General features: G+C 41.5%; 14 protein-coding genes. 9 read left to right on the top strand and 5 right to left on the bottom strand.

What is annotated here, in order from left to right:
* Window positions 1-86: 86 nt before the first annotated feature.
* Together odhB and SporoP17a_RS01025 are read left to right on the top strand one after the other, a co-directional pair.
* Window positions 87-1319, top strand: coding sequence for a 2-oxoglutarate dehydrogenase complex dihydrolipoyllysine-residue succinyltransferase (gene odhB / locus SporoP17a_RS01030; protein WP_083031113.1), 1233 nt, complete (start codon window positions 87-89; stop codon window positions 1317-1319).
* Between the two features lie 63 nt (window positions 1320-1382).
* On the top strand, window positions 1383-1580 hold the full coding sequence (locus SporoP17a_RS01025; protein ID WP_083031111.1) for a DUF6501 family protein: 198 nt from the start codon (window positions 1383-1385) through the stop codon (window positions 1578-1580).
* Between the two features lie 384 nt (window positions 1581-1964).
* Here SporoP17a_RS01025 and SporoP17a_RS01020 read toward each other — a convergent pair whose 3' ends face one another.
* Both SporoP17a_RS01020 and SporoP17a_RS01015 read right to left on the bottom strand, forming a co-directional pair.
* Window positions 1965-3155 (bottom strand): toxic anion resistance protein, encoded by a 1191-nt coding sequence (locus SporoP17a_RS01020; RefSeq protein ID WP_083031108.1) that lies wholly within the window; start codon window positions 3153-3155, stop codon window positions 1965-1967.
* Window positions 3145-3804 (bottom strand): 5-bromo-4-chloroindolyl phosphate hydrolysis family protein, encoded by a 660-nt coding sequence (locus SporoP17a_RS01015; protein WP_083031105.1) that lies wholly within the window; start codon window positions 3802-3804, stop codon window positions 3145-3147. Before SporoP17a_RS01015 ends, SporoP17a_RS01020 begins: the two co-directional genes overlap by 11 nt.
* 234 nt (window positions 3805-4038) lie before the next feature.
* On the opposite strand from SporoP17a_RS01015, the gene SporoP17a_RS01010 reads away from it, so the two are divergent.
* Both SporoP17a_RS01010 and SporoP17a_RS01005 read left to right on the top strand, forming a co-directional pair.
* The gene (locus SporoP17a_RS01010) at window positions 4039-4332 is read left to right on the top strand and encodes a DUF1033 family protein (RefSeq protein ID WP_083031102.1); all 294 of its coding nucleotides are present in this window, start codon (window positions 4039-4041) and stop codon (window positions 4330-4332) included.
* A gap of 209 nt (window positions 4333-4541) precedes the next feature.
* Complete coding sequence (locus tag SporoP17a_RS01005) at window positions 4542-4742, top strand: cold-shock protein (protein ID WP_029053827.1); 201 nt, start codon at window positions 4542-4544, stop codon at window positions 4740-4742.
* A 47-nt stretch (window positions 4743-4789) separates the two neighbouring features.
* On the opposite strand, the gene SporoP17a_RS01000 is transcribed toward SporoP17a_RS01005, so the two are convergent.
* On the bottom strand, window positions 4790-5482 hold the full coding sequence (locus tag SporoP17a_RS01000; protein WP_083031100.1) for a hypothetical protein: 693 nt from the start codon (window positions 5480-5482) through the stop codon (window positions 4790-4792).
* A 367-nt stretch (window positions 5483-5849) separates the two neighbouring features.
* Between SporoP17a_RS01000 and SporoP17a_RS00995 the strand changes: the two genes are divergently transcribed.
* Window positions 5850-6215, top strand: coding sequence for a helix-turn-helix domain-containing protein (locus tag SporoP17a_RS00995; RefSeq protein WP_233193472.1), 366 nt, complete (start codon window positions 5850-5852; stop codon window positions 6213-6215).
* 161 nt (window positions 6216-6376) lie between these two features.
* On the opposite strand, the gene SporoP17a_RS00990 is transcribed toward SporoP17a_RS00995, so the two are convergent.
* On the bottom strand, window positions 6377-7975 hold the full coding sequence (locus tag SporoP17a_RS00990) for an ABC-F family ATP-binding cassette domain-containing protein (RefSeq protein ID WP_083031097.1): 1599 nt from the start codon (window positions 7973-7975) through the stop codon (window positions 6377-6379).
* A 150-nt stretch (window positions 7976-8125) separates the two neighbouring features.
* Between SporoP17a_RS00990 and SporoP17a_RS00985 the strand changes: the two genes are divergently transcribed.
* The 3 genes from SporoP17a_RS00985 to SporoP17a_RS00975 all read left to right on the top strand — a co-directional run bounded on the left by SporoP17a_RS00985 (window position 8126) and on the right by SporoP17a_RS00975 (window position 11605).
* Complete coding sequence (locus tag SporoP17a_RS00985) at window positions 8126-9304, top strand: MFS transporter (RefSeq protein ID WP_083031094.1); 1179 nt, start codon at window positions 8126-8128, stop codon at window positions 9302-9304.
* A gap of 75 nt (window positions 9305-9379) precedes the next feature.
* Entirely contained in the window at window positions 9380-10336 is a 957-nt protein-coding gene (locus SporoP17a_RS00980) for an LCP family protein (protein WP_083031091.1), read from the top strand.
* A 27-nt stretch (window positions 10337-10363) separates the two neighbouring features.
* Window positions 10364-11605 carry an AI-2E family transporter gene (locus tag SporoP17a_RS00975; protein ID WP_099637796.1) on the top strand — a complete coding sequence of 414 codons (1242 nt, stop codon included), beginning with the start codon at window positions 10364-10366 and terminating at the stop codon, window positions 11603-11605.
* A gap of 285 nt (window positions 11606-11890) precedes the next feature.
* Here the strand turns inward: SporoP17a_RS00975 and SporoP17a_RS00970 are convergent, their stop codons facing one another.
* On the bottom strand, window positions 11891-12844 hold the full coding sequence (locus SporoP17a_RS00970) for a substrate-binding domain-containing protein (RefSeq protein ID WP_083031088.1): 954 nt from the start codon (window positions 12842-12844) through the stop codon (window positions 11891-11893).
* A gap of 168 nt (window positions 12845-13012) precedes the next feature.
* Between SporoP17a_RS00970 and modA the strand changes: the two genes are divergently transcribed.
* Window positions 13013-13801 (top strand): molybdate ABC transporter substrate-binding protein, encoded by a 789-nt coding sequence (gene modA / locus SporoP17a_RS00965; RefSeq protein ID WP_156890501.1) that lies wholly within the window; start codon window positions 13013-13015, stop codon window positions 13799-13801.
* Window positions 13802-13825: the final 24 nt, after the last annotated feature.

Below are 13825 nucleotides of genomic sequence, written 5' to 3'. Positions count from 1 at the left end.
GGAAGCTTTACGATTAAATTTAAAGACTACTTATACAGAGTAGCTTATCGGTTAAATAACGGTATACCTACGAGGAGGAATTTATTGTGGCAGAGATCAGAGTACCTGAACTAGCAGAATCAATTACAGAAGGTACAATTGCAAAATGGTTAAAACAACCCGGTGAAAACGTGGATAAAGGTGAATTCATCGTTGAATTGGAAACAGATAAAGTAAACGTCGAAGTTATTTCGGAAGAAGCAGGCGTTGTGTCTGAACTATTGGCTGCAGAAGGCGACACAGTTGAAGTTGGCCAAGTCATCGCGATTGTAGGCGAAGGTTCAGGTGCACCGGCACAGCAAGCTCCACAAGCAACTGAAGCTGCAGCACCGGCACCAGCACAAAAAGAAGAAACTCCGGCTCCAGCAGCAGCTGTAGCAGAGGAAACATCTTCTTCAGACCGCACGATTGCAAGCCCGGCAGCACGCAAGCTTGCTCGTGAAAAAGGTATCAATCTTGCAGACGTATCACCTGTTGATCCAATGGGTCGCGTACGCGCACAAGACGTATCTGCTCACAACAACGCGCCAGCACCTAAAGCTCCTGCGGCACCAGCTGCTAAAGCAGAAGCAAAAGATGACGGCCGTATTACACGTCAGAAAATGACTCGTCGTCGTCAAACAATCGCTAAGCGTTTGCTTGAAGTAAGACAATCTACAGCAATGTTGACTACATTCAATGAAATTGATATGTCAAAAATGATGGAACTTCGTTCACGCAAAAAAGATCAGTTCTTCGAGCAAAACGATGTACGTCTAGGTTTCATGTCATTCTTCACGAAAGCAGTCGTTGCTGCATTGAAAAAATATCCATATGTTAACGCTGAAATCGATGGCGATGAAATTCTATTGAAGAACTACTTCGATATCGGTATCGCAGTATCTACTGAAGGTGGACTAGTTGTACCAAACGTAGTAGACGCAGACCGTAAGAGCTTTGCTGAAATCGAAGCATCTATCGGAGAACTAGCGAAAAAAGCTCGCGATAACAAATTGACAATGGCTGATATGACAGGCGGTTCATTCACAATTACAAACGGTGGAGTATTCGGTTCACTATTGTCTACTCCAATCCTTAACGGTACACAAGTAGGAATCTTGGGTATGCATACAATTCAGAAGCGTCCAGTAGCTGTTGGTGACAACATCGAAATTCGTCCGATGATGTATGTTGCACTTTCTTACGATCACCGTGTAATTGATGGTAAAGATTCAGTTGGATTCTTGAAGATGGTTAAAGAGTTGCTTGAAAACCCTGAAGACCTTCTACTAGGTTCTTAATTAACACAAACCAAGCGACCCGCTAATCAGCGGGTCGTTTTTATTTACTGAAGGAGAGATTATATGTCATATTTACAATGGTTGGACGAACCTTCGTTGAAGACAGTGACGTGCACGCATACCGATGCAGCGAAGTTTTTTGTTAGCAATATGCTAACAGTAGGGAAGTCATATGAGGTGAAGAACGAAACCGATGAGTTTATTTTTGTAGTAGACAATTCGGGCAAGGTCGGCGGGTATTATAAAACGTATTTTGAATGATTGCTTGTGAATAGATAGTAGTTTTTTGAGACGATTCTTAATTGAATCGTCTTTTTTACTTTGTATGTGAATAAACTGGTGAGGGCTATGAGGTTTCGCTCATTCATTCGGCTAAATCGCTCATAGTTTATCTCTATTCGCTCTATACTCACCGTGAAGCGCTCTATGATACCGGACAACCGCTCTATCGAAGTCTGTATCAGCTCATAATGACGTTCTACGTGCTCTATAGCAACTAGTAGCTGCTCTATCAGATGCCTTATCCGCTCATATGATAACGCTAACCGCTCTATCGCAGACTGTAACCGCTCAATGCTCGCAGCCTGCATCTCTGTCGAACTAGCCCTACAACCTGAACCAACACAACAAAAAAAACCGTCTCTCTTATGAGGGACGGTTTTGTGACTCTTCATACACAGCGAGTAAACGTGTTTTGAGGTCTTGTTCCATTCTGGCGATTTCGGTCTCGGCAGCTTTGCGTTTCTCACGGCCATCTGCTTGGATCAGCAAGGTTTCTTCGATCGTTTGGATCAAGTTTTCTTGTGTCGTTTTCAACGTATCGATTTCAATAATACCTTTTTCGTTCTCTTTAGCGGTTTCAATACTATTTACTTTCAACATCTCGGAGTTACGCAGTAGCAAGTCGTTTGTAGTCTTCGTGACAAGCTTTTGTGACTCCACAGCCTTTTGTTGACGATTTAACGTCAGAGCAATCGCGATTTGGTTCTTCCAAAGGGGAATCGCTGTCATGATGGATGCCTGGATTTTCTCCGCTAACGTTTGGTTCGTTTGCTGGATCATACGGATTTGTGGCGCACTCTGAATCGTGATTTGACGTGACAGTTGCAAGTCGTATAGACGTTTTTCTAAACGGTCAACGAATTGGGCCATGTCGTTGACTTCTTGGATCATCATCTGATCGTCCGATTGCTGTGCTTTTTTATGCAATTCAGGAATGATGGTATTATTGATTTCCTCAATCTTTAATTCCGCAGCTGCAATATAGACGTTCAGTGCTTGGAAATAGGTTTTATTTTGTTCATATAAGTTATCTAACATACGGACATCATCCATTAAACCGCGCTTGGAGTGCTCTAGTTGAACGCTTATTTTGTCAACTTGTGTGCCGAGTTTTTCGTATTTAGTCATAATCTCTTTAATTGGACGAGTAGCTTTGTTAAATAAACGACTAAGACCTGATTTCTTTTTATCCGAGAGATCATCTGTATCAATTTCGGATAGTTTAGCCATTAATTCGTTCAGTACCTCACCGACAGGACCAATGTCTTTGCTTTGTACATGATCGAGCATTTTGTGAGAGAAGTTGGATAGTTCATTTTGTGCATTAGCACCGTAAGAAATGACAGCTTCGTAATTACCAACAGGAATTTGTGAAGCCAGTTGTCTTGCTTTGTCTTGTTCTTCAGGCGTCAATCGGTCAATCAGTTTAGCGGGTGCTGCTGTGTCTGACAGCGAATTCTCCATCTCTTTCGGAAGCAAGCTTGCATCCATATCGAATGGGTTGTCGAGCAGGTCGTCCATTGATTTTTCTTGTAGTACATGTTTATCTGTCATTAGAATGTTCTCCTTTCGATTCAAGCATCGGTTTGTCTCTTTTAAGTGTAATATCGACGTAATCAATTTCCATGCGAAGCTTTTCCAAATCAGTTGATACGGCGTTTCGTAAATCTCGTTCCATTTCGAGGCTTAAATCGGATAATGTTTCGCGTGTATGTTGTAACGCGACTTTAATCTCTTGGTCTTTTAATGGTTGATTAACGAGCAGGCTATACTTTGAAGTTAACTCAACGGCGGAATCAAGATGTGCATAGAAAAAGCTTTCGACTTGATAGAACTTTCTTGGATTGGACTGGACGATCTTAATGATGCGTCGAGCCATCGAAGACATATCATATACTTGTCTGAATGCCTGTATTGAACGAACTTGTCCGTACATACTTCCGAGTTGTTTTAGCTTCCGTTTAGCTTCATTCAGTTGTTGTTCTATATGCTTATATTCAGAGCGCGCCATTCCAAATTGTTTCAGTGTCGAGCGTAACTGGAGTTCTTTAATGGCTACGTTGCCTCCTGCATACAGTGCGATCCCAATCGCGGAGCTTATGAAGAAGTTCATGCTAGTACCGCCTATTAGGAGAACCCATGTCAGGAAACTAGTCGGAGCCATAATTACATGTCGTGTGAAGAAGTTTTTTATATTATTCATGATCGTTCAGGCCGCCTTCCATTCTGACTCTATATAATACTTACGGATTAACAGCGAAAAGGTTTCATTTATCGTGTAGATAGTAAGGTTACTGGAGCCTATACTAATTATAACTGAAATTAGCCGAAAACTCATATATTACGTCACATGAATCCATTTACTTTGATAAGCGAGATGAATTTGCTAGAATGGATATCATTCCTACATAGCGAAAGATAAAGGGGTGCTTACTGAATGTATGAAGTAGTATACATAAAGGCGGACTTTGAGCCGTGGTGGATGTTTGAAGAGTGGAGAGACTACAGTGTCTCGTCCAAAACATTTACGAATAAAATCGACGCAGAATCATATATTAAAGAAGTAATCGGGAAGATGGAACCGTATTTCGAACACTATGAAGTTCGTAAAGGTTGTTTCCATGCGTTTTGGTCCACTTCAGAAAAACACTATTGCGAAGGCTGTGAGGGAGATTTGCAGTTGTATCACGGCATCATTGTGTTGTTAGACGGGGAACCAAACATATCGTAAGAACATTCTGTAAAAATGTGTGTATTCAATTGACAAAGAAGCCCAATATGTTATACTAGACGTAAGTAAATCAATCGAACGACCGTATGCTAAGTGATTCACCTATTACAAAAGGGATCGGCGACGTCGGCAACTTTTGTAATACGTGAATTTTTTTGTATGCTAAGGTTCGTGTATTAAAGTATTTATATTTTTTTGGAGGTAATCGAATGAAACAAGGTACAGTGAAATGGTTTAACTCAGAAAAGGGCTTCGGTTTTATCGAAGTTGATGGAGAAGAAGACATCTTTGTACACTTCTCTGCAATCCAAGGCGAAGGATTCAAATCTCTTGACGAAGGTCAGCAGGTTGAATTTGAAGTAGTCGAAGGTAACCGTGGTCTACAAGCAGCTAACGTTGTTAAAATCTAAACCACTTTAAAAGGCGCCCATTGTGGCGCCTTTTTGTTTGCCAAAAATTAAGGTTGAGTCACCGTTTCTAAGCTAGATGTGACGACGAAATCTTCTTCGCCTTCCATCGACATTACCGATTCACGTTTAACTTCTCCGAAATCCTTCACGAGATAGATCCTGTTCACAAAATCTTTTCCAGCCTGTTCAATTACGACCGCATCTTCAAATTGTTGATAAGGTGTTTCCACTGAGGCATTCATCTCGACAATCTTCCAGTCATCAAATGTTGTTCCTACTTCTATAGGACCTTTCAAATACGTCCGGATCGGACTCATAGACTCTAGCTCAGCTGTCGTCGGAATTCCAGCATCCAATTCGATATGTTCCTCTTGCAATACTTGAATTTCATCTCCATTGACTTTATACACTTTTTGAACGAAAGCACCACCGTTGTTTTCGTGTATCACGACATAATCTTGCGCAGGTCTTGCAACCGTGATGTCTAGCTCAGCAAATTCATTACCGACACCTTTATAATGTGCGGTGGAACCGTCCGGAAGAAAGTAATCCAAGAGAGATACGTCGGTTAAATTGGCATCCTCGTTCCCATTTTGCTGTTGTGACTTGTCAACGTCCGTTCCATTTTGATTCGTTTCCGATGAGTCAGTCTTACCGTCAATCGACGTAGTAGGCTTGTTTGAGCATCCAGCGAGCACGAGAAGCAGTGCAAACAGTAGAAACGATAGATTGCGTTTCAAAACGAAAACCTCCTTTACTTTGTGTTATTCCCTCAATAATGAAATCTATTCGCAGAAAAATAAAAAATAGAGCAGGGTAAACGGCTCAGCAAATACTTTAATAGTGTAGTGGAACACTAAAAAAACCTTTACACTACATGATTTTTAACCTAAAAACCATTTTGGCAAAAAAACACGAATAAAACAATCAAATCTCAAAATATATGATTAATTTACAAATATACAAATAAAACCATCTATAAACATATTATATAGTTCTAACGAAACCTGGTTCCAATTAATCCCTATATGCTATAATAATACTCGCATCTCATAATTTGGTATACTATATATATCGCACGTACAGCAATCAAGGAGGGGAAGATCAGTGAAGAGTACTTTTGTAATTCGACAGAGAGCTTTTTTGAAGCTCTATATGCTCAACAAGGCAGAGGAAGGGAATTTGTATGGTTTACAGATGTTAGATGACCTTCAAGATCATTTTAGGGACCTCGGTTACCGTCCAACTAAGTCTGAAGTGTACAAGTCTCTCCATGATTTACTCAACGATGGACTGATTGTCAGACATCCAATCCACAAGCAGGGGACGGAGATGCAGACACTTTATATCTACCGTATAGGAGATCAGGAGAAAGTGAAGGCCTATAAAGATACTATAAAGTTCGAGATTGATCGATCCATTTCCTTACTGAACAGAGCACTACAAGATAATTATTCGCGAAAGAGACAATAATATGTGAAGTAGGGAGGACTATTGTTTTAGTGGTTTAATATGATAGTGAACACAACACAATGGCTTCTATACGTCATGTAAATTTATCACTTCTTCGTATCAAACGCAAAAACTCCCTTAGAAGTTTTTCCTTCTAAGGGAGTTGCTATATCAACTACCAATTAAGCTTTTTGACCTTTCCATTCCAAATACTCATCGTACGTCATCATCTTATCAAAGATTGTTCCATCATCATTGATTTCGATTACACGATTAGCAATGGTTTGGATGAACTGATGGTCATGAGATGTGAAGATCATAGCGCCCTTGAACGCGATCAATCCGTTGTTAAGTGCTTGGATAGATTCCAAGTCCAAGTGGTTTGTTGGCTCGTCAAGCAACAGAACGTTTGCGCTTGTTAGCATCATTTTCGATAACATACAGCGAACTTTTTCTCCACCTGATAAGACGTTCGGCTTTTTCTTGACTTCTTCACCTGAGAACAACATACGCCCAAGGAAGCCACGCAAGAATGTTTCCGTTTCATCTTCAGGAGAGTATTGACGAAGCCAATCGACTAACGTCGGCTCAGACCCTTCGAAATACTTCGAGTTATCCATAGGGAAGTAGGCACGAGTTGTTGTCACGCCCCATTTAATTACTCCTGTATCGGGTTCAGTTTCTTCAGCTAACATATCTAGTAAAGCAGATTTTGCAAGTGGATTACCGATTAATACAACTTTGTCCTCTTTATTGAGTGTAAAGGTTGCATCTTTGATAAATGTTTTGCCGTCGACTGTTTTTGTGACGTCTTTGATCGTCAAGACATCGTTACCGATTTCGCGGCCAATTGTAAAGTTCACGAATGGATAACGGCGTGAAGAAGGCTTGATATCATCCAACTCGATTTTATCCAATGTCTTTTTACGAGACGTTGCTTGTTTGGATTTTGATGCGTTGGCACTGAAACGTGCGATAAATGCTTGTAATTCTTTTACTTTTTCTTCTTTTTTCTTATTTGATTCTTGGGATAGTTTCAAAGCCAATTGACTTGACTCGTACCAGAAGTCATAGTTACCCGCGTAGATCTGGATTTTACCAAAGTCGAGATCGGCGATATGTGTACATACCTTATTCAAGAAATGACGGTCGTGAGAAACGACTACGACAGTGTTTTCAAAGTTGATCAAGAATTCTTCAAGCCACTGGATTGCTTTGAGATCCAAGTTGTTTGTTGGCTCATCTAGTAGTAGTACGTCTGGTTTGCCGAACAACGCTTGTGCAAGCAATACTTTAACTTTGCTTGATCCGTCAAGCTCTGCCATTGTAGCGTGATGCATACTTTCAGGAACGCCAAGACCTTGGAGGAGTACAGAAGCTTCAGATTCTGCTTCCCATCCGTTCATCTCTGCGAATTCGCCTTCAAGTTCAGCTGCACGCATGCCGTCTTCGTCAGAGAAGTCTTCCTTCATATAAATCGCGTCTTTTTCTTTCATGACTTCATATAGCTCTTTATGACCCATGATGACTAGATCCATTACTACGAATTCTTCATACTCGAAGTGGTTCTGCTTCAGGACAGCCAAACGCTCATCTTTCCCGAGAATCACATTACCTGTTTGGGGTTCAAGTTCACCTGAAACAATTTTAACAAATGTTGATTTACCAGCGCCGTTCGCTCCAATTAATCCATAGCAATTGCCTGGATTGAACTGTATATTGACGTCTTCGAATAGCTTGCGGTCGCCGAAGCGAAGACTTAAATTACTAACTGCTAACATAGATAATATCCTCCTAATTTCACAATGTTCCTAGTATACATGAAAATTACGTGAAATGGAATGTTTGAACTAGTACTGTTTACAAATTCGTTTTACGATATAATGAGGATAGATGTTATATAAGTATCATATATTAAAGGAGTCTTTGTATTGCGCTCTAAAACGACCCAAGTTCTATTATTACTTGCGATTTTTATAGTCGCGCTCAACTTACGTCCGGCAATTACGTCCATCGGTCCGATGCTCGACATTATCCGTGATGATTTGTTGTTATCGAACATTCAAGTCAGTCTCCTAACCGTTATTCCGGTTATTTGCATGGGCGTCTTCGCGATGCTGGCACCGATACTGAATAAAGCATTCGGCTTGAATAAAACTATGTACTTGATGTTAGTGTTACTTGCCGTTTCAACGGGCATGCGGTTTTCTGTCACTTCGTTTAGTGTTTTATTATTGACAGCTTTCATTGCAGGTGTGGCGATTGCTGTCATTGGGCCGTTATTATCCGCATTGATCAAACAATATTTCCCGCTGCATGTCGCTGTAGTCGTCGGAATTTATTCATTCGGCATGGGAATGGGGGCGACGCTGAGTACGGGGTTGACAGGTGTCTTTTATGAAAAAAATCAGTCCTATTCTTTAGCACTTGCTGTTTGGGCGGTCATTGCGGTTCTCGGTATCATAGCGTGGGCTATCACTGCTACGCATCCAATTGAAGTGAAGCAAGTGACAGAGCAAACTGTGCGAAAGGGCAGGGATCCTTGGCGCAGTAAACAGGCATGGAGCTTCCTACTCTTTTTTGGTTTACAGACCGCATTATTCTTCTCCGTATTGACCTATCTCGTTCCTATTGCGGTATCGAACGGCATGACGCTTCTTCAAGCAGGGACATTGCTCAGTGGGATGACAATCGTGCAAATCTTCATGAATATTGGATTTCCTATTGTTTTGCAGAAGTTTGCGAGTAGAACACCAGCACTTGTTGGTATCTTGGCTCTCGGTATTGTGTCGATTGGATTAATGTGGACAGCTGATCCACTGTGGTTTGCCATTGGCGTTCTCGTCATGGGGGTTCCGCTTGGTGGATTATTCCCGATCTGCTTGTTGATGCCGATGGACGCGACAGATACTGCCGAAGAAACGAATTCCTGGACTGCGATGATGCAGACAGGTGGTTTCATTATCGGAGGGATTCTGCCGTTACTGATCGCTTCCTTATACGACTATACAGAAAATCATTACGTGACATTGTTCGTATTTCTTGTTTTATTTGTGGCTATGCTAGTGCTAGCTTTGCAAATCGGTCGGTCCGCCAAGCAAAGCTCGTAACTGGACGCAACCCCTTGTGAACAGAAACGTCCTGATTAACAGGATACATACGGATAATGGAGGAATGAATGCCACATGGACGAACACTTCGACGAACAACAGCCACAACGTAGAAAAAAGAAGCGTAAATTACGCGTTGGCAGAGTTTTTATCACCCTACTATTGCTTTTCACGGTAACGATCTCAGCGTATAGTTACTTTCAATATAAACAAGGTAAAGCTTTGACGGCAGGTAGTAAAATTGATCCAGGAGAGTTTCAAGGCGATTTGCTGAATCCACAAGATCCGACGACGGAAAATTATTTATTGCTCGGCATAGACAATGATGGTTCTGGAAAGTATCGCACAGACACCATGATGGTCCTGTCTTGGGATCAAACTGCTGGCACTGCACATTTAATTTCATTTATGCGAGATATTTACGCACAAATTCCAGGATACCAGTCGTACAAGCTTAATACCGCGTACTACTTAGGCGGAGTCCAAACAGCGAAAGAAACGATTTCAGGGATGTTCAATCTCCCAATCCATCACTATGCAGTCGTCGATTTTGATAATTTCGAATCCATAATGGATATTGCGTTTCCAAAAGGTCTCGAAATGAATGTACAGAATGAAATGTCTGAGAAAATCGGTGTGACACTAAAACCTGGCGTCCAACGGTTGAACGGTAAGGAGTTACTCGGTTATGCACGATTCCGCGCAGATGATGAAGGCGACTTCGGTCGAGTCAACCGCCAGCAGGAAGTGATTCAAGCCGTAAAGGACGAGCTATTTAGCGTGTCGACTGTTTTGCAAGCTCCAAAAGTAGCCGGTGCACTTGATAACTTCATTGAAACAGATCTCACGACGAAAGACGAGCTAACCAAAGTGCTGACAGTTATCGCAAAACGTAAATTGGATCTGCAGACATTACGTATTCCAGTTGAGGGCAGTTACTCCTTTACTTCATACAGCCATGCAGGATCTGTAATCGATATTGATTTAGATAAAAACAGAGAAGCGATCCGTTCATTTTTAGCCACACCGTAACGGATCGAATAAAGGGGGAGTGAAACGTTGAGGCAGCCACCAAAAAAGTCTTCTTTACGAGATTTCTGGTCTATTCCATCGACATCACCTATTGTCGGATTTCTCGGTGGTCAATCTACATTGTTTGTCCTGCTTTGTTTATTGTTCATTGGGTTGATCATCTTGGTCTTCACTCAAGTTTCATTTATTTTCTATCCGATTAAAGTATTTTTCTCAACTGTCGTTTTGCCAGTAGTGCTCGCGACCATTTTATACTACTTAATGCGGCCGATTCTTCGTTTTTTAGAAGAACGTTTACGCATACCACGCGTTTATGGGATTTTGATCCTCTTATTAGCAACTGCTGGTTTACTAACATTAGTGATTTTCTTAGTGTTACCGTTCCTGCGTTTGCAGACGATTAATTTATTTGATGAATTTCCTCAGTATTTCAAACAGTTGATTTTGGACATGGATAATTTTTTCAAGAACTCTATTTTTGCTCCGATTTATCAAGGATTCAACTTTAACGTCAATAGGTTCCTTGACTCCGGTTTTGAAAGCATCGGCAAATTCTTCACGGAAACGATAGGCGGGATCGCTTCAGGCGTAACATCATTCGTTTCCGCACTTACTGGAATTATCTTAAGCATTGTCACCGTTCCGCTCATTCTGTTTTATTTACTGAAGGACGGTGAAAAGTTACCACAAACGATTTTGCGTATGTTGCCACCACGTTTACGTGACGATGCAGCGATCATCTTCCGCGATGCGGATAGACAAATCAGTGCGTATATACAGGGGCAAATTTTAGTGGCAATTGCGATTGGGATCATGGTATCGATTGGCTTCCTAATTATTAAAATGAAGTATGCATTGTTGCTCGGGGTTCTTGCGATGTTCACGAGTATTGTGCCCTATCTTGGACCCGTGATTGCGATCACACCTGCAGCTATTATTGCGATGGTGACGTCGCCATTCATGCTCGTGAAGTTGGCGATTGTGTGGACGATTGTACAAGTGATCGAAGGGAAATTTATTTCGCCTCAGATCATGGGGAAATCACTGCATATCCATCCAATTACCATTATCTTTGTTTTATTGACGGCCGGCTCGCTATTCGGTGTCGCTGGGGTGATCCTCGGGATTCCTGCCTATGCGTTGCTAAAAGTGGTTGCGGCTCATGTATTTTATTTGTTCACGTTACGATATAACCGTTTTGAGACGCAGGAAGAGATGTATTATGAGGCAGATTCGCTTGAAGAATATTATGAGAAGGATAGAGAGTAACCCGCCGTCTACTAGGTGGGTTACTTTTTTCGTAGATATGCTTCTTAGGGGTTTTAAGACTTCATTTGAGTGATGGACTGACGTAGTTACGCTTTTTTAATTATGTTTGCTGAGGCTAATGAGCGGATACAAGTCTTGATAGAGCGCTGTAAGAAAAGTATGAGCGGTTACGGAACGTGATAGAGCGGTTAGCCTCGGCCATAGAGCGGTGATGGACGAACTAAGAGCGATTAGACGAATTATTGAGCGAACCCCGTGTCAAATCACAATTCATTGTGCCTACACCTATACCGTCTCATACAAAATAGTCCCAGTCTTTGTTAAGTCATAGCCACCCATCGTAGCTAATTTCTCTTTGAACGAAGCGGAGTTCAGTGTTTCGACTAGAAGTTCGCGCAACTTTTCGTTTTCAGCCGTTTTGATCAGCACCAAGTCATACTGTTCCTGAATCAATGGGATGAAGTCCACGTCGATCAATCGAGCGGTTTTCTCGATTCCCACACCTACATCTGCCTGACCAGATGCGATACGTGACGCTACAGCCAGGTGATTTAACTCCTCGTCGTCATAGCCTGTAATAGAAGGGGCTGTAATCCCTGCGAGTTGTAGTTGTTCATCCAGCAAAACACGGGCTCCTGAGCCTTTCTCGCGGTTCACAAGGCGAATGCCTGACTGTCTAAGATCTGACCAGTTTTGCAAATGCTTTGGATTACCTTTTTGTACATACAACCCAGCCTTTCTGCCGAGTAAATTGACGACCATATAAGAGCGTCCAGTCAGCAGTCGTTTAATATATGGCAAATTATACTCACCAGTTTCTCTGTCGAATAAATGTGTGCTGACGATGTCGGCTTGTCCTTGATACATTTTGATCAAGCTGTTCAAGCTACCGGAAAATGATCGCAACGGTCGATAGAGTCCTGATTCTTCTATATGACTGGCTATGATGTCCAAACTCAAATCTTGTCCACTGATGATGATAGGGTTGTCATGTGTAGATTCTGCCGTAGTAATGTGTGGAGTCTCTAAATTCGAAGACACTGTAGCCGGTTCGCCACCGCTTTTTAGTCGTTCTTTATACGCTGTTAAATCTACGGCATCGACACGCATTTGACGTCCTACGCGATAAGCACGGATTTCTCCCTTTTTAATGATGTCATACACCGTTAATTTGGATACTTTCAATAATTGAGCGATTTCATCGGTTGTATAGGAAATAGTATTTTCTAAATTTGTCATGTCTCAACCCTCCATGAATAATACATCTATCTTCTAACAGATCATCCACAATTGCAAAATTGACAAGCTTTATAAAGCATAATATGATGACTTTAGATATAACTAGTTATGTTTAGTTATATCTAATTATAAGTAACAAAAAGGCTGGAGGGATACATACTGAAACGGATGACGAATTCCATTTTATTCATTGTATTAGCCGTTTTTCTGGCAGGATGTTCAGATACGAATGAATCTGAACATACAGAGTCGGTTAATCAGAAGACTCCTACAGTTGAACTATTAATTTCCGCTGCGGCTAGTTTGACAGATGCATTAGAAGAATTAAAAGAGCCTTTTGAAAAAGCGCATGAAGGCATTACAGTTACATACAACTTTGGAAGTTCAGGAAAATTGGCAAAGACTATTGAAAACGGAGCACCGTCTGACGTGTTCTTGTCTGCGAGTTCAAAAGACATGAATGACATGGAAGATAAAGGGTTACTCATCAATGAATCAAGAATAGATTTCACTGAAAATGCACTCGTATTAATTACACATCAAGATTCTGATCGGACAATTTCTTCATTTAAAGAAATAGATCCAGCAGCGATGGATCATTTGGCGATGGGTGAGCCTGAATCAGTGCCAGTTGGCCGCTATACGAAAGAGACATTTGAGAGCTTGGATCTCTGGAATTCTTTGCAAGATAAATTAGTTCTTGGCTCAGACGTACGTCAAGTATTGACACATGTGGAAATGGGTAACGCAGATTATGGTGTCGTGTATTCCAGTGATGCATTCGTTTCGGATGATGTAAAAGTCTTGGCAGAAGCAGATGCTGACTGGCATGAGCAAATCGTGTATCCAGGCGCTGTCGTAGCCGAATCCAAGCACCAGGATGCGGCGCAACTATTTCTTGATTATTTGACTAGTGACGAAGGAAAAGAAACGCTGCAGAAGTTTGGATTCAAGTAAAGTAAAGGGGGAGGAGGCGCGCTG

The organism is Sporosarcina ureae (assembly GCF_002082015.1).
GTDB lineage: Bacteria > Bacillota > Bacilli > Bacillales_A > Planococcaceae > Sporosarcina > Sporosarcina ureae_A.
Note: the sequence above shows the minus strand (reverse complement) of the source record. Positions and strands in the feature narration are given on the sequence as shown.